Annotated in this window: 12 protein-coding genes; 5 read left to right on the top strand and 7 right to left on the bottom strand. The window is 43.9% G+C overall.

Features of this window, described 5'->3' with window-relative positions; translation table 11 throughout:
- Positions 1–16 precede the first annotated feature (16 nt).
- The 3 genes from infB to MR764_RS00780 all read left to right on the top strand — a co-directional run bounded on the left by infB (position 17) and on the right by MR764_RS00780 (position 7,859).
- Positions 17–2,968 carry a translation initiation factor IF-2 gene (gene infB, locus MR764_RS00790; RefSeq protein WP_247977477.1) on the top strand — a complete coding sequence of 984 codons (2,952 nt, stop codon included), beginning with the start codon at positions 17–19 and terminating at the stop codon, positions 2,966–2,968.
- A 319-nt stretch (positions 2,969–3,287) separates the two neighbouring features.
- Entirely contained in the window at positions 3,288–6,068 is a 2,781-nt protein-coding gene (locus MR764_RS00785) for a DUF3352 domain-containing protein (protein ID WP_247977476.1), read from the top strand.
- An 813-nt stretch (positions 6,069–6,881) separates the two neighbouring features.
- A complete protein-coding gene (locus tag MR764_RS00780; protein ID WP_247977475.1) occupies positions 6,882–7,859 on the top strand; it encodes a fibrobacter succinogenes major paralogous domain-containing protein in 978 nt (325 codons plus the stop codon).
- Positions 7,860–8,537: 678 nt separating this feature from the next.
- Here the strand turns inward: MR764_RS00780 and MR764_RS00775 are convergent.
- The 5 genes from MR764_RS00775 to MR764_RS00755 form a co-directional block, all read right to left on the bottom strand.
- Complete coding sequence (locus tag MR764_RS00775) at positions 8,538–9,185, bottom strand: DUF4494 domain-containing protein (RefSeq protein ID WP_247977474.1); 648 nt, start codon at positions 9,183–9,185, stop codon at positions 8,538–8,540.
- Between the two features lie 471 nt (positions 9,186–9,656).
- Positions 9,657–10,889, bottom strand: coding sequence for an ammonium transporter (locus MR764_RS00770; protein ID WP_247977473.1), 1,233 nt, complete (start codon positions 10,887–10,889; stop codon positions 9,657–9,659).
- Between the two features lie 24 nt (positions 10,890–10,913).
- Entirely contained in the window at positions 10,914–11,270 is a 357-nt protein-coding gene (locus tag MR764_RS00765) for a P-II family nitrogen regulator (RefSeq protein WP_247977472.1), read from the bottom strand.
- 19 nt (positions 11,271–11,289) lie between these two features.
- On the bottom strand, positions 11,290–11,988 hold the full coding sequence (locus MR764_RS00760; protein WP_247977471.1) for a TorF family putative porin: 699 nt from the start codon (positions 11,986–11,988) through the stop codon (positions 11,290–11,292).
- Positions 11,989–12,458: 470 nt separating this feature from the next.
- On the bottom strand, positions 12,459–14,096 hold the full coding sequence (locus MR764_RS00755; protein ID WP_247977470.1) for a glycosyltransferase family 39 protein: 1,638 nt from the start codon (positions 14,094–14,096) through the stop codon (positions 12,459–12,461).
- 163 nt (positions 14,097–14,259) lie between these two features.
- On the opposite strand from MR764_RS00755, the gene MR764_RS00750 reads away from it, so the two are divergent.
- On the top strand, positions 14,260–14,946 hold the full coding sequence (locus MR764_RS00750; protein WP_247977469.1) for a hypothetical protein: 687 nt from the start codon (positions 14,260–14,262) through the stop codon (positions 14,944–14,946).
- A gap of 6 nt (positions 14,947–14,952) precedes the next feature.
- Here the strand turns inward: MR764_RS00750 and MR764_RS00745 are convergent, their stop codons facing one another.
- Both MR764_RS00745 and MR764_RS00740 read right to left on the bottom strand, forming a co-directional pair.
- Positions 14,953–16,593 carry a hypothetical protein gene (locus MR764_RS00745; RefSeq protein ID WP_247977468.1) on the bottom strand — a complete coding sequence of 547 codons (1,641 nt, stop codon included), beginning with the start codon at positions 16,591–16,593 and terminating at the stop codon, positions 14,953–14,955.
- Between the two features lie 194 nt (positions 16,594–16,787).
- Positions 16,788–17,444 (bottom strand): hypothetical protein, encoded by a 657-nt coding sequence (locus MR764_RS00740; protein WP_247977467.1) that lies wholly within the window; start codon positions 17,442–17,444, stop codon positions 16,788–16,790.
- A gap of 516 nt (positions 17,445–17,960) precedes the next feature.
- Between MR764_RS00740 and argH the strand changes: the two genes are divergently transcribed.
- Positions 17,961–19,295: an argininosuccinate lyase gene (gene argH / locus MR764_RS00735; RefSeq protein ID WP_247977466.1), complete on the top strand. Its 1,335-nt coding sequence runs from the start codon at positions 17,961–17,963 to the stop codon at positions 19,293–19,295.
- Positions 19,296–19,424 lie beyond the last annotated feature (129 nt).

The following is a 19,424-nucleotide window of genomic DNA, read 5'->3' as shown; positions in this document are numbered from 1 at the left end:
TAGAAAATAAAAATTTATGGCAGGTACAATTAGGCTCAGTAAACTTGCAAGAGAATGTAATGTAGGGATCCACACAATTGTGGAATTTCTGCACAAAAAGGGATATGATATTGATTCGAATCCAAACACAAAAGTGGATCCGGTTGCCGTACAACTGCTTGAGCAGGAATACAAGGTAGACATTTCACTAAAAAAGGAATCGGAGAAGATCAGTCTTAAAAGTCAGCGCCCGAAAAAAGAGGTGCTCACCATCGACGGCGAGGAAGAATTTACCGAACCTGAAAGCAAAGCAAAAGAACCTGCGCCAACTCCCGTTCCTGCAGAAAAACCTGCTCCGGCTCCTGAAAAGCCGAAGCCAGAGGAGATTAAAATCGAAAGGCCTGTCGCCGAAGCGCCGAAAATCCTTGGGAAGATTGACCTTGACGAGCATAATAAAGTAAAGAAAAAAGCAGAAGAGCCGGTTAAAGAAGAGCCTAAGGCAGCTGAAGTAAAACCTGAAGTTGCAAAAGAAATCCCCGCTCCGGTAGCCCCAGCACCTTCTAAAAAAGAGGAAATTAAAGAAGAACCAAAAATGCAACCGGTAGTGGAGAAAGCAGAGCCAGAGATGGTGCAGACCGACATTCCTAAAGTAGAGGAAGTTAAAGTTGTCGGTAGAATTAACCTTGATAATATCAATCAAAAAACACGGCCCGACAAAAAAACAAGGGAAGAAAAAGAACGGGAACGTCAGGAAAGAAACCGCCAGCGTATGGCCGAGCATAAACCTGAAGTTCAGCCGAAAGAAAATAAGGAAGCAAAAGAAGACGACAATATGATCCGGACCAGGGTACAAAAACTCAATGGCCCTACGGTTCTTGGCAAAATTGAATTGCCTCAGAAAAAAGAATCTTCCGACTCAGATCAGAATTCACGTAATAAAAAACGCCGGAAGAGAATCCCCAAAGACGGTGCCGGTGGTCGTGTGAACGTCGATCGTCCGCAATCGCCCAACCAGCCCAAAGGAAAATTCCAGGTGAATAAAGCAGGTGTTGCCGGAGGTAAGAAAAAACGTTTACTGAAAAAAGAAGTAAACGAGGAAGATGTACAAAAGCAAATTAAAGATACCCTGGCCCGTTTGACCACCAAGGGAAAATCAAAAGGGTCGAAACACCGCCGTGACAAACGTGCTGCTGCATCCGAAAGAATGCACGCCGACATGGAAAAACAGGCACTTGAACAGAACGTTCTGAAAGTAACAGAATTTGTTACGGTTGCTGAATTGGCAACCATGATGGATGTTGGGGTGAACCAGATTATTTCGGCCTGTATGTCACTGGGGTTGTTTGTTTCCATCAACCAGCGCCTCGATGCAGAAACACTATCGGTAGTTGCCGAAGAATTCGACTACAAAGTGGAATTTGTAAGTGTTGAAATTCAGGAAGCCATCGAAGAGGAAGAGGATTCAGAAGAAGATCTGAAACCACGTCCGCCGATTGTAACCGTAATGGGACACGTTGACCATGGTAAAACTTCGTTGCTCGACTACGTTCGTAACACCAACGTAATTGCGGGTGAGGCCGGAGGTATTACTCAGCACATCGGAGCATACAATGTGAGCCTCGAAGACGGTCGTGTGATCACCTTCCTGGACACTCCGGGTCACGAAGCCTTTACCGCGATGCGTGCACGTGGAGCACAGGTAACCGACATCGCCATTATTATTGTGGCGGCCGACGATAATGTGATGCCTCAAACCATTGAAGCAATCAACCATGCCGCTGCTGCAGGCGTACCAATCGTTTTCGCGATCAACAAAATTGACAAACCGGGCGCTAATCCCGAACGGATCAAGGAAGAACTCGCCAACATGAACTACCTGGTGGAAGAATGGGGTGGAAAATACCAGAGCCACGACATTTCTGCCAAAGCCGGTACCGGAGTGGAAGAGTTACTTGAAAAAGTATTGCTCGAAGCCGAAATGCTTGAGCTGAGAGCAAATCCGGATAAAAAAGCACACGGAACCATTATTGAATCCGAGCTCGACAAAGGACGCGGTTATGTTTCAACCGTACTTGTTGAAAGCGGAACACTCCGCGTTGGAGACATCCTGATTGCAGGCCAGTATTTTGGTCACGTAAAAGCGATGTTTAACGAACGTAACCAACGCGTGAAAGAAGTGGGCCCTGCACAACCGGCGATTGTTCTCGGTTTGAACGGAGCTCCGCAGGCCGGTGACAAATTCAACGTAATGGACAGCGAGCGCGAAGCCCGTAACATTACCAACAAGCGTGAACAGCTGGCCCGCGAACAGGGGCTCAGAACTCAAAAACATATTACGCTGGATGAAATCGGCCGCCGTATTGCGATCGGTAACTTCCAGGAGTTGAACCTGATTGTTAAAGGTGACGTGGACGGATCGATCGAGGCATTGTCTGACTCGTTGATCAAATTGTCGACCGAAGAAATTCAGGTAAACATCAAACACAAAGCAGTGGGTCAGATCACCGAATCAGATATCCTTTTGGCGGCAGCTTCTGAAGCCATCGTTATCGGATTCCAGGTTCGCCCATCGTTGAATGCCCGTAAACTGGCTGAAAAAGAACAAATCGACGTTCGCATGTACTCGATCATTTACGATGCCATCAACGAAATCAAAGCTGCGATGGAAGGTATGTTGGCACCGGATATCAAAGAAGAAATTCTGGGTACCGTTGAGGTAATGGAAACCTTCAAAATTACGAAAGTGGGTACGGTTGCTGGTTGTATCGTTCGCGACGGTAAAATCATCCGTAACTCAAAAATCAGGGTCATCCGCGACGGTATCGTGATCTACGCCGGAACACTGGGCTCGCTTAAACGTTTCAAAGAAGACGTGAAAGAAGTGAAGAACGGTTACGAGTGTGGTTTGAACATCGACAACTTCAACGACATCAAAGTGGGCGACCACATTGAAGCGTTCCACGAAGTTGAAGTAGCGAAACAATTGTAAAACACAAATAAAGTTTGGAGAGAGGCCGGGAGTTAATTCCGGCCTTTTTCATAAACGCCCATTATATCTTGCAAAAAACAACCGCCGGATGGCTGGGTTGAAATCGCAGTTACCTTAAACAGCAGCATAATTATCAACAATCGTTTTTTCATACTATAATTGAAAAAGCTGTTAGTTAGCGTTTTCTAATTTGTACTTTTGAATATTTGATTCTTTCAGGTGAACCAGTCATGCGCCGGACGGTTAACAAATCGCGGAAAACAAAATAATTACCGGGCAGATTGAGGCATCACCATTGAACGTAAATAGTTTTTGTCACATGAAGAAGTATCTCATCATCATACTCCTTATTGTTGTTGGTGGCCTTGCCGCTTATTTCCTCTGGAATAAAACCGAGTCGGTTTTCACCAAAGAAACATCTTTCTTCAAAGCAGTGCCGGTATCATCGCCCTTTTTTCTGGAGCTGAGTTCGCTTCGCTCCTTACCCGTTGATAACGAAATTCTGGAAGGCCTGTCATCGATGGAAGACATCAGCTGGCTCACCACCACCTGCGAACAAATTGACACGCTGATCCGGAATAACCGCGAGATTCAAAATTCGCTGGGCAAACGTCCTTTTGTGATGGCTTTTGATTTTGTTGGCGAGAACAAACTGCAGCCGCTGATTATTGCCCAAATGAAGAGTTCGCATGAACTTCATTCGCTCGAACTGTTGCTTTCCGGTTTGCTGCATACTCCTGTTTCTTCTTTCACTTCAAAAAAATACAACGGACATAAAATAACCCAGGTCAGTGGCAGTGCAGGAAAAGGGATCAGCTTTGCTGCGCTCGACGGATTGGTACTAATCAGCCCTGAAGTAATTCTGGTGGAAAAGGGAATCCGGCAGTTAAGTGCAGGCAACCTGCTCGACAACCACGACTTTGTAAAGGTCAGCAAATCGGTCACTACACAAACACGGATCGCCTGGTACGTGAACCAAACCCGCTTGCCGGAACTATGTTCCCATATCCTCAGCGGAAAAAGAATAAGCCTTAACAACGAATTTGGCGAGTCGTTTTCGGCAAGTCCTCAAAGTGCAGTGCGCGATTTGGAGAACTTTGCCCAATGGAGCGAACTCGATATTGCTCTCGATAAAAAAAGCATTAAAGCCAACGGGATAACCATTGCATCGGATTCGCTGAATAATTTTCTGTCGGTTTTTGCCGGGCAGGAACCCGTTACGCGAGAAGCCGGAAAAGTACTTCCTGAAAACACAGCCTGGTATATTTCGTTCTCATTTTCGGACCGGAAAAAGTTTTTTGAGCAACTCGAAAACTACTTCAAAAGAAGCACCGATTTTTACCAGCGCGAAGAACGGATCCGCAAAATGGAGCGGGCCATGTCGGTCGATTTTAAAACCACTTTCGAAGGGATGATCCACAACCAGGCCATTGGTGCGGTTACGTCTTTCAGCGAGGGAAAACCAGCGGGCAGCCTGTTTATTTTTAACCTGAACGCTAAGAAAGCCGCACAGTCGGCCATCGACGAAATGATCGGAAGTTACGCCAGCCGGAATAAACTCGAACCCGAGAAACTAATAACAAACTACACCAATGCAGGAGGTGAAAAGTTCCGGATTTATCAATTCCCCTTCCCTTCCCTGCCGTCGGTGTGGATGAGCAAGGCCTTTGTATTACCGCAGGCCTCGTTCCTCGCTTTTTACAGCGATTATGCCATTTTTGGCAGCTCTGAAAAAACGCTTCAAAACTGCCTCGACAACCTGAGTTCGGGAACAACTTTGGGCGATGCCCCGCTTTACAGATCCTTTGCCGAAAACATGGAAAGCCGCTCGAATGTGGAAATTTACGCCGATATCAACCGGAGTTTTGAATGGAACCAGACACTTTTTAACGACGCAACGAAGGCTCTTTTTAAATCGAACGAAGAAGCGCTGCGGAAATTCGATGCCTTTAGCTGGCAAATCATTTGCGAGAAAGAATTGTTTTTCAATTCGGCCTGTCTGAGTTTCGACAGCCGCCCCAAAGCATCGAGCCGCGCTGCCTGGCAAACCAACCTCGGCGACGCCATCGAAATGAAACCCCAGATTGTAGTGAACTACAACAACAAGGCCACACAAGACGTGTTGGTGCAGGATAAAGGCAACCAATTACACCTGGTATCCGAAAACGGAACAAAAATCTGGAGCATTCCGATCAGTGGAAAGATAATGGGCGAAATTTTCCAGATCGACTTTTTCCGCAATGGCAAACTTCAGTTTCTGTTTAATACGCGCGAGAAGTTATACCTGATCGACCGGAACGGAAACAACGTAAGCGGTTTCCCGGTTGCTTTCGCATCGCCGGCAACCAACGGGGTAAATGTTTTCGACTACGACAATAACCGGAAATACCGCTATTTTGTGGCCTGCGAGAACCGGAAAGTACTCGCCTACGATCAAAATGGGAAGATGGTTTCGGGTTGGGATTTCGATAAAACAGCCAGCGAAGTAAGCACTCCCGTTCAGCACTTCAGGGTGGCCGGCAAAGATTACATTGTTTTTAAAGACCGCTCGAAAATCTATATTCAGGACCGCCGGGGAATAACGCGCGTAAAAACCGCTGCTGCATTCGAGAGCTCCGACAATCCGTTGTATCTGAATCTCGACGGGACACCCAAAATGGTAACTACCGATAAAGACGGGGTGGTGTATTACCTCTATTTCGACGGACGATATGTGCAGAAAAATACCGGAAAATACAGCAGTAAACACCGGTTTAATGTAAGCGACCTTAACGGCAACGGTATCCCCGATTTTATTTTTGTGGATGAAAACAAGCTGGAAGTAATTGACGAAAACGGGAAAAAACTGTATTCCGAAAAACTGGACAACACCATTACCGAAGCCCCCGGTGTGTACACATTTTCGGCTAACCAGAAAATGGTGGGCATAAGCGATACAAAAGCCGAAAAGATCTACCTGTTTAAGCCCGACGGCAAACTGTACGACGGCTTCCCGATGCGTGGCAGCAGCGCCTTTAGCATTGGAGCACTCACGCAGGGGCAACTCAATGTGGTCGTGGGCAGCAACAGCGGAAAATTGTACAGCTATGCTTTAAAATAGCCACCAGCTTCGGGCCGCGAGCTATAAGTAAATTGCCAAATTGCAAAACGGCTAAATTGTAAATGAATAGCGACCTACCAGAGGACTGATCAGTTGAAGGATTGAAGGGATTGAGTGTTCAGCGTGCAGTGTTCAGAGTCAGTCGCAGTATCCAGTCTCAGTTTGCAGGGAGTAATAGTGTTGTAGCAATAATCCATAACTAATATTCAATAACTTTTGCCCGGCATAACCAGCGTGAAGGCGTTAATACCGGCAACTATCAAGTAATAATTGTTTCACCCCGGCTTTGGGGAGGCAATTATCAAACAATAATTGGAATATTATGAAAAGGTGAGCCAATTATCAAATGATATTCAATTGCGAAATGATCTTATGTTTATTTTTAGAATGCTAAAAATAAAAAAAGCCGAATGCACTGAAATTACTGCTTGCAAATACGGAAAGCCTTTCCCCGATTTTCAAAGGCGAAATATTGAATTTTAATACATTAACAGACTGAAGCCTGGTTGGATAAAATACGATTACGTTCAAGCGCCAGTGTCCAACTATATTTTATCCTCCATTCGATTTAAACAAAATTTATGACAAAAACCATAGTGAATTTATGTTCGTTATTGTAAATTACCTGAACGTTGGATAAAATACGATTACGTTGAACGTTCATTGGTACAGGCCTTTCAACAGGCTTTGAAACATTGAAAAAATATTTAAAACGAACCTATTTTCATATAACACCGGTTCACTTTTTTGACAACTTCAATACGAAAGGATTCCCAAAGCCTTATACAAGTAGGGATAAACTATTTTAGTATTATGAAAAACCAACGCCTGATTATTCCCTTACTATTAGGAATACTCCTATTTATTACAGCTGGATGTAAAAAAGATGATGACGCGGTAAAGCCTACGATAACCACCGAACAGGTTACAGCCATAACCACCACCACGGCTACCTGTAGCGGAAATATTACGAATGATGGCGGAGCTCCCGTTACTGCGTGTGGAATGGTTTGGGGCACAACAGAAAATCCAACCGTTGATAACAACACAGGAATAACCACCGATGGTACAGGTACGGGCAGTTATACCAGCAACCTTACCGGTTTAACACCAAACACCACCCATTATGTCCGGGCGTATGCCACCAATAGTACAGGGACAGGATACGGTAATCAGCAAACCTTTACAACCCTTGACGGTGTCATTGATGCTGACGGCAATGTTTACAGAGTTATAACGATAGGCACCCAAACCTGGATGGCCGAAAATTTAAAAACCACACATTATAACGATGGCACAGAAATACCCAATATAACAGATAGTAATGAATGGGTTGCATTAACAAGCGGGGCGTATTGCTGGTACAATAACGATGAAACCACTTATAAAGATACTTATGGTGCATTATACAATTGGTATGCAGTAAATACAGGCAAACTGGCCCCCACAGGCTGGCATGTACCTACCGATGCCGAGTGGAGAGTATTAATCGATTATCTTGGAGACGAAAGAGAAGTCAGTGGCAAGCTAAAAGAATCCGGCATCACACATTGGGCAAACCCAAATTTTGCAGCAACCAACGAAACTGGCTTTACAGCCCTTCCGGGTGGTTACCGTGAATACCAATATGGGGCATTCGACGGCATTGGCAACACCGGGTTCTGGTGGAGTGCTACCGAGAGCGTTAACAATAGCGCCTGGTACCGGGCCATGTTCGCCGTTAGCAGCATTGTGACCACACCCAATTACTTTAAGGGAAATGGCTTTTCTGTTCGCTGTATTAGGGATTAAGACACTTTGATTATTGGAGTATGGGGCGTCGCCCCATCGATTTTAAAAAATGAAGTTAGATGTAGATAGAACCGATGACAGGTTGTGACTCTCTTGTAACACTTAACCTAACAATTAATAGTGTTTCAGACGTTACTACCTCAACCATAGGAACTACTATTAATTCAAATAATAGTGCAGCGACTTACCAATGGTTAGACTGCGATAATAGTTAAACAGAAATAGCTGGCGAAACAGGACAATCTTTCACAGCAACAGCTAATGGTAATTATGCCGTTGAACTCACAGAAAATGGATGCGTAGACACAACTGCATGTGTAGCGATAACCACAGTTGGTATTTATATCATTTCAATTCAAACGAGTGACAAAAGAGCTTTTATTCGCTTGGTAAAAGAGTAAAACGGATGCTAATCGGGTAGACGGCCGGTGAGCCGAAGCCCCCGGAGCGCTCTCACACCATGAGTTAGTCGACGGATACGGGTCTCGTATACGGCCCCGGAGACGCTGAATTAAGTCATAGCAAACAACGGTGTCTTTACAAAAGATCCAATCCCTAAAAAGTTGTTCTTAGATAAGCTATATTGCCTCACTATTTATTGGAGATATTACTACCAACTTCTCGCTTTACCATCCACTGATCGTAAAGTTTCAGTAAACCGTAAAAACAAGAGCGGTTCTAATTTTCCTCCTCGGTTTCCGGCTCTTCAAGCTCCGGCTCATCAGTATCCGGTGCCTCGTCGCCTTCCCGAAAATCGTCTCCTGCAAAGGCATCTTCCACTGTTTCTTCTTCCTCGGTATCGTTTTCGAACGGATTTACGCCATCGGTAAAAATAGGATTGGGTTTTGGCTTTTTCTCAAGCGGCACAAAACCTTCAGGAATCATCGATTCACTTGGTTCGTATGGAAATACATCAACAATGTTGCTAACGGCAAGCGAAGAAGTAACATAAGGAATCACCAGGTAATTCAGGCTTTCGTCGAGACGGTTAAGCGCTTCGCGAATATCATCGGCCATTATCAGGTAGTAGGTACGCAGCTTTTTTTCCTTACCGGCTTCCTCATCCACGGTTACCAGGTTAATGGTTGCTTTATACCACCACTCGCCGTCTTCGAAAGGGAACACTTCTGCAATCCTCGATTTCTTGATATCAACAATGGTAAACTCACCGCCGCGCACCATTTCCTGCATTTTCCGAATAATACGTGTTTCGGCATCGGTGTAGGAAACAGCATCCAACAAGAAGCTTTCAGTCACCATCATTTCGGTTCCACTTTCGGAAACCTTCATATATTTTACTTTGCTTTCGAACCAAGTCTGCATCATGATCTTTCAGATTTTTTTGAGTCAGCAAAAATAACGATCGACAAACGTTTCAACCCCGAAACTTTTATTTTTTATCAACAAAACCAGGAAATTAAATCGCTTTTAACTGGAGCCGAGAGGGCTAAAGTTGATTGACGACAATACAGCTGCGAGCTTTGAGCTTCGAGCAGCGAGCAACAAGTCACTGGTCATTAGTCATTGATTACTGGATAGCTTGGTAGACTTGGCAGGCAGCAAGGATCGAGTAGCGAGTATCAAGCATCGAGCTTTCGGCATCAAAAAAACCGGCTGCCTTCTGACAACCGGTTCCCGTTTCTCTAATCTAACTAAAATAGCTAGCCTTGACCTTAAATGAACGTGAAATATGTAACTGTTAGGTAGTTTATTTTCTTCTGTAACGGTTCCGAGAAAAGGCCCCACCCACTGGTGGGGCCATAAACAGACAGCTACAGACTTAAAAGCTGAAGAAGATTAGTTGTAGGCACTCTCACCGTGCTCATACACATCGAGGCCCTCTTCTTCAATGCGCCTGGAAACGCGCAGAATATTTGTTTTCTTCAGGATGAAGAATAAAATCAATCCTAAACCAAATGCCCATACAAAAAATGTTAATACACCAATTGCCTGGATACCCAGTAATTTAGCGCCACCGCCGTAGAACAAACCTTCGCTTGTTGAGAATAAGCCAACAGCCAAAGTACCGATAGCGCCACTCACTCCGTGTACTGAAACAGCACCCACCGGATCGTCAACTCTTAATACTTTATCGATAAATTCTACTGCAAACGGCAATACAAAACCGGCGATAATACCGATTGCAACGGCTCCCTCCGGGTTAACGGCATCACAACCAGCGGTAATACCAACCAAACCAGCCAAAGCGCCGTTCAGCGAAATAGAAAGAGAAGGACGTTTGTAACGGAACCATGCGACCAGCATAGCAGTAACAGCACCAGCGGCTGCAGCCAGGTTAGTAGTAACAGCAATGTGACCGATGGCTACGGCATTGTCGGTTCCGGCAGCTGCCAGCTGAGAACCCGGGTTAAATCCGAACCATCCGAACCACAGGATGAATACCCCCAGTGCACCATAGGCCAGGTTGTGACCCGGAATAGCATTGGGAGTTCCGTCTGCTTTGTATTTGCCGATACGTGGTCCGATCATAGCTGCACCAGCCAAACCAACCCATCCGCCCACAGAGTGAACGATCGACGAACCGGCGAAATCGTGGAATCCAAGTTGGCTCAACCAGCCACCACCCCATGTCCAGTGACCTGAGATTGGATAAATCAGGACAGTAATAACGATACTGAAAATCAGATATGCCTTGAATTCGGTTCTTTCAGCCATGGCTCCCGAAACAATGGTAGCAGCAGTAGCAGCAAACACTGTCTGGAAAAACAAGTCGGCATAGTCGGAGTAGTTGTCACCAAAACCATCGCTCATAAAGAACAGATCGGGCATTCCTATAAATCCACCGATTGAATCACCATACATGATTGTAAAACCTATCGCCCAGTATAATAATGAACCGATACAAAAGTCAAGCAAGTTTTTCATCAGGATGTTTGCGGTGTTTTTCTGACGGGTAAAACCTGCTTCAACCAGCGCAAATCCGGGTTGCATGAACATTACCAGAAATCCGGTAACCAATAACCACATGTTGTCGATACCTATTTGTAGGCCTTGTATTGTTTCTTCCATGATAATCTAATTTCTTTTCAGTTACTACTCTTCTTTTCCTTTGATGTAAAGTGATTCGTCGCCCTCTTCACCGGTTCTGATCCTGTACGATTCTTCGATCGGGAGAATAAAGATTTTACCATCGCCGATTTCGCCGGTTCTTGCAGCGCTTAGAATAGCGGAAACTGTTTTCCCCACATTTTTGTCGCGAACAATAATCTCGAGTTTCGTACGCTCAATGGTACTGGTGTCGTAAATAACTCCACGGTAAACGCGGCCCTCGCGAGCCTGTCCGATACCCCTGACATCCCAGAAGGAGAAGAATTCGATCCCTGCTTCGTACAGCGCATCTTTTACTTCTTCAAATTTTGTTTTGCGTATAATCGCTTCAATTTTTTTCATTGTTATCGAATTTTAATGATTACAGAGAAATACCTACAGTGATAAAGAATCCGCCGGTAGTAGGATTTAGGATAACGGCTCCCGATACGGGCAGCGTGAAAGTATCGGTTATCTTCACTTCCTTCGATGTTCCGATATTGATATTACAGATTCCAAAGTCATCTTTTTCGTTTCCTTCGTCATCGGCATGTAACGTGTACTGGCCTTCACCAGCGCCAACACCGATACTAAATTTTTCAAAAGAATAACTGGCTTCTACATACACGTCGCCATCATTTTCTGAACCGTCTGCCGACATAGCACCATCGGGCAAAAACATATAGGCACCTGTTAACGACAAGCCTCCAAGCCCTACACCCACCATTGGCTCTATCGAATGATAGTCAGAGCTTGTCCAATCGCCCCCAAAGTAATAGTCGGTTACTGTTAAACTCAATGAATTTCCTTCGCCAAGATCAAAACTGTATCCGACATAAAGGTCCATTTCAAAGCCTTCGTCCACTGAAGAGCTAACTGAGCCCCATGCACCGATCGCAAAACCTCCGGCATTTAATTCAAGGGATGGCTGAAATGCAGGACCTGATCCAAATTTGGCCCCCCTCCAGATGTAGCTTGAGTAAATATCCAATCCGGTGCTCCACTCCTGCGCTTTTGCGCCGGGAGCAAAAAGAGTTACCAATAGTAACATACTTGCAGCAATGAATAGTGTTTTTTTCATAATCGTAAAAATTAAAAGTTATACTGTTAGATATTTTAGTTTTTCAATCTTTAGTATGCATTTTTCAATACCTTAATAGATTTTTTATTACTTTTTCTGTAGCTAACCCCCTTATTTTTCTTTCTTTATTCAAATAAAAATATTTTTTTGGCGACATACCCCTAAAAAATACACCTCACACATGTCGTTTAACAAATTATTAATGTTTGATGTCATTTTATTTCTTTTTGATATTATCAGTGCGCTTTTTATGTCTTTTATTTTACCTGATAGGGAATACAAAGATTTTTGTCCATACATCACCCTTTTCAAAATTGATCTGAAAACAAAAAAAAACAGCCCAGGCAGGCTGTTACAGAATAAAAAGACATAAGATGAAAAAAGTGCGCCTCATTGCACACAACAAGACGACTGACCCCAAAAAACAATGGTGCCGTAAATTGGGGGTAATAAACGTATGTAACTTAGAATTATCTCAGGATCAAGAGGTACATTTTTTGAAACCTCGAAGCCCGTTTATTTGGATTAAGAAAATTAATGGACTGACTGGTTACTTTTTTATGCTCGGTAAATTCGTGCGCCACTTCCATCTCAATTCCCTTCTCCTGCATTTCGGCATACCCGGCTTCAGTTGTATAGATCCAGGCACCGGGATGAGGCAAAAAGTCATCCAGCATTTCCGGGGTTTGCAGATAGGTTCCGTACGAATCGGAATAAAACAGCAACTCCCACAAACGGGCTTTTTCTCCGTAAATATTTAAAGTTGCTCCCGGTTCTGCCATTTTATTAAAAATTTCTGCAGCCTCAATCGAAGTTTCATACTTACACATATTGGGAAGCATGTTATAATTAATGGTAAACAAAAGCGCAGAAGAGGCCAACAGCAACATCAACATTTGTTTTTTCAGATCAATTTTCCGCAGAACAAAGTAAACCGCCCCTCCTGCCATAAGAACCACAATAATCCAATACAGAATTCTGGTTTCGGGGAAGAAAAAGGCAGACATAAACGGGATCATGGCCAAAAACAAAACCGTCACCACCTTATTAATAACCGAAATTACTTTTGCTTTTTTAGCAAACTGCTCCCTGGCAAAGTTCCGGACGGTCCACTTGGCGGTAATGATAAACATGAATGGAATCGCACTAAGCATGTAGTGTGGGTTTTTCTGCTTGGCTACACTCAGAATCCCCAGAAAGAAGACTACTGCCGCAATATTTGCTACCTCCACGGTTTTTATCTCTGATTTTTTCAGCCTGACCAGGCTTTTAATTTCATCAAACATGGCCACCACTAAAAACACGGTCCAGGGCAGCAACATGTACAACGAAGTATGAATATAAAACGAATAGTCGTTGTTTGTCCCCTGATAAGAACCAGTAACACGCCCCATGTTGTTGGTCCAGAAATAAAACTTTATGCCCTCCAGCCCAAACTGACGGAACAATCCGAGCAAGGCGGGAATAATAATAATCCCGACAATAAGGGCAGCAACCAACCACCGAAGATTAAAAATATCGCGCCATTGTTTATGCACCAGCAAACTGGCACCCACTGCAAAAGCGGGAATCAGCAATCCGACCGGCCCTTTTGTCACCATCGACAAACCAACTCCTACAGCGCCCAGGATAAACTGGTACCACTTCCGTTCTTTGAAATAGGCCATAAACTGCCAAACCGAAAAAACAACAAACGACACCATCATCGTATCGGTATGGATGTCGTTATGAAAATGAAGATAACCCAGCGAAGTTCCCCAGAAGAGCGCTGCCAGCAAACCGGTTTCTTTACCGTAGAAGAACTTGCCTAACCGATAAGTAGAATATATACCTAAAAGAGAAACTGTAATTACTGATATTTTATAAGCTGAAGCCGAATAACCAAACACACTAAACATTACTGCAGCCAGCCAGAATAACATCGGTGGCTTTTGATCGTAAGCTTCACCACCTATCGTAAGATTGATCCAGTCGTGATTTACAAGAATTTCGCGCCCCACTTGTGCGTACTTTGCCGCGTTCACCAACAAAGGCACCGGAAGTGAAGCAACGATTACAATGAGGACCAAAACAACTGCAGTGAGGATAAAATAACGATCTTTTGTCATATTGGTAATTTCAAATAGCTTACGAATAATAAAAATCTTAATTTTGGCGCAAGTTACAATTAAACGCTGAAATGAAACGGAGATGATCATTATTTTGAGATCATTAACAACAGAGACTGTTCATCCCGGTTCCATCGTATTCCATAAATAACAATTTTACAAAATGAGCAAAAAGGTATCAGGAATTTTAATCACCGACATTATCGTTTACGGAATTATCATTTGGTTTATTGCTTACGCCAAAATTAAAGGAATGGAAAGCTACGAAGCCTTCCGGGTAGTTGTTCGCGAAGACGGCTGGGTAGAATACCTCACGGCTCTTTTCCTTTTTCTCGGTGCCATTGTGCTCGGAATTAACGCGGTAAAGGCTATTCAACGAAAAGACAAAAAACAAATTCTTTTTTATACACTCTCCTGCCTTGTTTTTATTTTCGGCGCCGGTGAAGAAATTTCCTGGGGACAAAGAATACTGGGCCTTCATACAGGAGAATATTTCATGGAACACAACTACCAGGGCGAAACCAACCTTCACAACCTTAAAATCGATGGAGTTGACCTTAATATCCTCGTGTTTTCAAAACTGATGTTTGTGGCGCTGGTGGTGTATTTCATTCTTCTTCCTTTGTTAACCTGGAAAATGAAATCCTTCCGCAAACTGGTTATTGATTTTGGAGTTCCGGTACCGCGCTTACACCACATCGCGGTGTTCTTCATTACCAACATCGCAGTTCTCACATTGATACAAATGAAGAAAGAAAGTGAATTACATGAACTTGCACTGGCTGGAATTTTGTTTCTGATTTTCCTGAATCCTGCCAAAAAGATTAAAGACATCGTAATACGCAGCTAGCTGAATCTAACTGAAAGCAGCAGCTTGCTTTCTTCTCATTTTCATTAGTTTTCGTTTTTTGAGTGCCTTTCTGTTTCGGATCACTACATCCGGAAGATGATTAAAGAAGTGTTCGGTGAGGGTGTCTTTCCCACCCCATATTGGAATTTTTGCACCTATTCGCGTGCTGATATCGTACATCAGAAACTCAGACAATTCGAGACTTTTTGAACCGGCGGCGTAAACCATTTGCGTTGGATAGGCGAGATTCCCAAAAGTCGGGATCATTCCCACAAAAAGCGCAATCCAGCGCGGATGACGTTTTTCGGAAGGCAAAAACAAACGCTCGTAAACCATCCGCCCCAGCGTATAAAGCGTACGGTAAATTATACCTCCGAGCGCCACACCAAGCACCAGGGTTGCTTCACTGATGACACCGGCAGCATACAATGCCGGAAAAACAAACAATTCCACAACGTTCATTAACGGCTTCAACCCGATCAGTATAATAAAGTCGGACAGATACGGACTGGCAAGTTCCTTATCGGCCTGCCCCCTCAAAAAATCAGCACTCTTCTGATTTAACTGGCCCCGCTTTTCCCATTCTGTAATCCGTTGTTTCAACAACACATCAACACTCTGCTTCCGGTAATCGCCATTAAACAAAAAACGCACAGCATTTTTCAACACTTTGAGATACGGGAGGGAACGCAGCCACCGAAAAGCCGTCGAAGGCAGATCAACCAATACCTTCACAAACGCCTTTTTCGAGAAACGCAGCAATTCTTTTTTTACCCACTGTACTTTATTCCGAGAATAATAATCAGCCTCTTCGGAATTAATCTTTCCCTTAACAAGCTGATAATTGATACTTTTCTGAATCCGGCGAACCGACTTCCACGCCTTTTGATGCTGATCCAGCTGTTTTATACGTTCGAGCAAAAGAATAAAACCATCCTCACTCAACACCTGTACAATTGCTTCCCGCCGCTCGCCCAGATACGATCTTAGCTTCGGAATATCGACATCATCAAAGAGGGCACGCCGGTAACGTACCGACTTCGGCAGATAATACCCCAGCAACGAAAACGGATTTAAGGGAAACAAAGCCGGTACACCCGACTCGGCATCTATCCAAATCCAGGTTTTATCTTCTCCCAGAAGAAAATTGTTCAGCGCAATGGGATTGCCTTTTCCAGCCTGCCAAACCAGCCCGTCAAAACCCGATTCAGCGAGTTTCTCCTGCAAAGGCTTCATCACGTTTCGGGTGAGATCATCCAATTCCCAATCGCATTTCCCGGAAAAAGGATGGTGAAGCTTCGCGGGCCGTCCGCTCACAAACTCGGTAGATATTTTAAATGATTTTTCGGCTGCATGCCAACCGGCTCCATAAGATTTAGCAATTCGGACTTTTGTTCCAAACCAGAAATACAAAAGTTGCTCAAGTATTTCCCGTCTCAAATGTGCACTCATCACTGCATCTTCGCTCCAACCGTACGGATTGGGCGCCCCGGTAACAACATAGTTCACCAGGTCTGTCAGGCTATCTACCCCCGAGAATACCTTCACGGCCAGATCGTTGCCATTTTCAGACAAGCGATACACTTTCCCCGAACGGCCCTGTCCGATCAACCTGCCACTGACTCCTTGTTTTAAATTCGTTCCCATTGCTTTCAGACTACAAAAATACCAAGATTCGCCGATCTAACCCAAACGCATAGAGAAGGTTACCTGTATGTTAACAAACAAACAGGCATTACGGCTGAAGAACCCGCCAAAACCTTTTGGCAAGGCAGCGATTTTCAGCACACACAACAAAAGGAATAACATTAGGACAATGATTCTGCCCTTTGACAAGCTGGCTATTTTTTTAGCAATCCCTCCTTTTCATTCCAGGGATCGATAAAAACAAGTAACAAAATTGTAGCAAAAAGCGCCTCCCACAATTCCCAGATTCTTTTGTCGGGCACAAGCAGAATGGGCAAGGTGCACACAAGAAGTATAATTGAATACTTTATTCGAGGCATGGGAACACCAAATAAATCAACAAGATTTTTAAACCGATTCCACCTACGGTATAAAACAAGTGAAAGAACGAAATAGAATCCAAAGACAATTACGAGTCCTTGCGAGAATATCAGTTTATTCAGATTAACACCGCCAATCTCGAGATTATGCAGATTGGTTTCCCCCTGCAGGTTATTCTGCATAAAGTATTCGCCCGATTGAATACCAAAAATCCGCTGTCCCCATGAAATCTCTTCACCAAAAGCAAAAAAGGTACCCAAAACAATCAACACATTCAGAATCACCCAAAATTTATTTCGCGTGTTCCGCTGTCTGACCAAGCGGGCAACCGACAAACCGGAAATAGCCAGCAAAGCTAAAGCAGTAAGATTCTCAAAAGGACCGTCTTCGGCTACCATTTTATGATAAAAAGGCTCGGCAAAATAGAAAGAAGTGATTGCCAGTAACGAACTTGCAATAACGATGTACAATACAATCTTAAATGTTTTCATCTGCTTAACGTTCTTTATTTCGGGGAATCAACCACTTTTATCAAACTTACCTGTCGCTAAAAATTCGCAGGCAGTTGAAGGTGGAAATTTCCCCTGATCCAGGAGCACATGGTTTCCTGAATTTAATATTTTTTTAACCGCACAAATGTAGCAATATTCCCGAACACCCTTCAGGGAAAGACATCATTCTAATGGTAACCAAACGTAGTCATCAACATACCTTTCGCTGTAAAACAGATACGATCACCAAAAACATTTTTAATCCCATATATTATACATTTTGACCACCAAAACAACCTTCTGCTAACATTTGGCTCTTTTTCAGAAAATAAACAAACACGAAATTTTATCTTTGCAAACGCGGGATTAGGTGGGACAGCCCAATAAATAAAATTCAGTTCAAGCAAAAAACAGTTTGCTGGCGGAGTTTTCCGCACAATACAATAATAAACAGGCAGATCTCCTGTAAGTCAATGGGCAACAGGAAGAGCTAAATTCAACAAATACTTTGACAACATGAAACTCTGGGACAAAGGAACACCGGTAAACAAAGCCATCGAAGAATTCACCGTGGGAAAAGACCGTGAACTCGATCTTTATCTTTCCACGCACGATATACTCGGATCGATGGCGCACATCACCATGCTGGAATCGGTGGGATTAATTGGGAAAGAGGAACTCCCGGTTTTGCTCGCCGAACTAAAGCGACTATATAGCGAAGCAGCGGCCGGTAATTTTGTTATCGAAGAAGGAGTGGAAGACGTACACTCTCAGGTTGAATTTTTATTGACGCAAAAGCTCGGCGATCTGGGCAAAAAAATCCATAGCGGACGTTCGCGTAACGACCAGGTACTGCTCGACCTGAAACTGTTTACCCGCGATGCGATCAAAGAAATTGTGGAGAGCACTGCAACCCTGACAAGTATACTGCTCAAAAAAGCAGAGGAAACAAAAGAAATCCTTCTGCCTGGCTACACTCACCTGCAGGTGGCCATGCCTTCGTCTTTCGGGCTTTGGTTTAGCGCATATGCCGAAAGCCTCACCGACGATCTTGAACTGCTGGCTTCCGCATTTAAAATCACTAACCAGAATCCACTGGGGTCGGCAGCAGGCTATGGCTCTTCGTTCCCGTTGAACCGCCAGATGACAACCGATCTGCTTGGATTCAACAACATGAATTACAACGTAGTTTATGCTCAGATGGGACGTGGGAAAGTCGAAAAAATCGTTTCGTTTGCCCTCTCCAACCTGGCGGCTACACTTTCAAAACTTGCCTACGATGTTTGCCTCTTTATGAGTCAGAACTTCAATTTTGTAAGCCTACCGTCCGAATTCACCACCGGCTCGAGCATTATGCCGCACAAAAAGAACCCGGATGTTTTTGAACTTACCCGGGCACGATGCAATAAATTACAGGGAGTCCCCGGTCAAATCAGCATGATTATCAACAATCTGCCGAGTGGCTACTTCCGCGACCTGCAAATGGTGAAAGAAGTATTTCTGCCGTCGTTTAAAGAAATGAACGACTGCCTGAACATCGTTACGCTTGCTATCGAAAACATGACAGTAAATACAAATATTCTGAATGATTCGAAGTACGATTATTTATTCAGCGTAGAAGAAGTGAACAAACTTGTTCTAAACGGAGTTCCCTTTAGGGAGGCCTACAAACAGGTTGGAGCACAGATTGAAGAAGGCAGTTTTCATCCTGAAAAATCGGTAAAACATTCCCACGAGGGGAGCATTGGCAACCTTTGCCTGGATGAAATTGGCAAAAAAATGGAAAACACATTGCAAAGCTTTCACTTTGAAAGCATTGAAGAAGCCAAGCATAAGTTACTAAGCAAATAGCTTAACGTCCTAAAATCCTGACAAATGTCATGATTTTGGAAGCAAATTAACCTTCCATTACGGATTTAGATCTTAAAAACCAAAGTTAATTGTATGTTATTAAACAAGTAATTTTGGATGATTGATTGT

The organism is Maribellus sp. YY47, assembly GCF_023111095.1.
Classification (GTDB): domain Bacteria; phylum Bacteroidota; class Bacteroidia; order Bacteroidales; family Prolixibacteraceae; genus Draconibacterium.
This window is presented reverse-complemented; position numbering and strand designations above follow the sequence as displayed.

What these genes read in the sequence shown, in the direction of transcription:
- MR764_RS00760 (WP_247977471.1), bottom strand. Translation starts at nt 11,988, where the DNA reads ATGAAAAAAACACTATTCATTGCTGCAAGTATGTTACTATTGGTAACT.
- MR764_RS00775 (WP_247977474.1), bottom strand. Translation starts at nt 9,185, where the DNA reads ATGATGCAGACTTGGTTCGAAAGCAAAGTAAAATATATGAAGGTTTCC.
- MR764_RS00785 (WP_247977476.1), top strand. Translation starts at nt 3,288, where the DNA reads ATGAAGAAGTATCTCATCATCATACTCCTTATTGTTGTTGGTGGCCTT.
- MR764_RS00765 (WP_247977472.1), bottom strand. Translation starts at nt 11,270, where the DNA reads ATGAAAAAAATTGAAGCGATTATACGCAAAACAAAATTTGAAGAAGTA.
- MR764_RS00770 (WP_247977473.1), bottom strand. Translation starts at nt 10,889, where the DNA reads ATGGAAGAAACAATACAAGGCCTACAAATAGGTATCGACAACATGTGG.
- MR764_RS00750 (WP_247977469.1), top strand. Translation starts at nt 14,260, where the DNA reads ATGAGCAAAAAGGTATCAGGAATTTTAATCACCGACATTATCGTTTAC.
- MR764_RS00745 (WP_247977468.1), bottom strand. Translation starts at nt 16,593, where the DNA reads ATGGGAACGAATTTAAAACAAGGAGTCAGTGGCAGGTTGATCGGACAG.
- MR764_RS00740 (WP_247977467.1), bottom strand. Translation starts at nt 17,444, where the DNA reads ATGAAAACATTTAAGATTGTATTGTACATCGTTATTGCAAGTTCGTTA.
- MR764_RS00755 (WP_247977470.1), bottom strand. Translation starts at nt 14,096, where the DNA reads ATGACAAAAGATCGTTATTTTATCCTCACTGCAGTTGTTTTGGTCCTC.
- MR764_RS00780 (WP_247977475.1), top strand. Translation starts at nt 6,882, where the DNA reads ATGAAAAACCAACGCCTGATTATTCCCTTACTATTAGGAATACTCCTA.
- infB (WP_247977477.1), top strand. Translation starts at nt 17, where the DNA reads ATGGCAGGTACAATTAGGCTCAGTAAACTTGCAAGAGAATGTAATGTA.
- argH (WP_247977466.1), top strand. Translation starts at nt 17,961, where the DNA reads ATGAAACTCTGGGACAAAGGAACACCGGTAAACAAAGCCATCGAAGAA.